At 60.1% G+C, this 281-nt stretch carries 1 pseudogene; it reads right to left on the reverse strand.

Annotation, left to right across the window (positions count from 1 at the left end):
• Positions 1-281, reverse strand: a pseudogene (locus tag HK26_RS13580) (hypothetical protein); the annotation flags it as partial.

Raw genomic sequence — 281 nt, forward strand, 5'->3', positions numbered from 1 at the left:
AGGTTGGATGCGCGGCCCCGCAGGCGCGGCACGGAGCGCCCCACCACGTTGCTGTCCCCATCCAGCCCACCAGTCCCACCATACAGACCAATGGGCATGACCCCTGTCAGCCAGTATGTAACGTCCAGAAAATCGACCTGTATGGTGGTGCGGTCGGGCTTCCAGCCCTTACCAAGACCAGAAAAAACAGGGGTGAAGCTATCAGGCTGCGGATCTGTCCATATGGCTCTGCTGGCATCCCATTGTTTTTGCCCGGCATAGATCCGCACGGGCAGGTGGTC

It is taken from the genome of Acetobacter okinawensis (assembly GCF_002153655.1).
In the GTDB taxonomy this organism is placed as follows: Bacteria; Pseudomonadota; Alphaproteobacteria; order Acetobacterales; family Acetobacteraceae; genus Acetobacter; species Acetobacter okinawensis_A.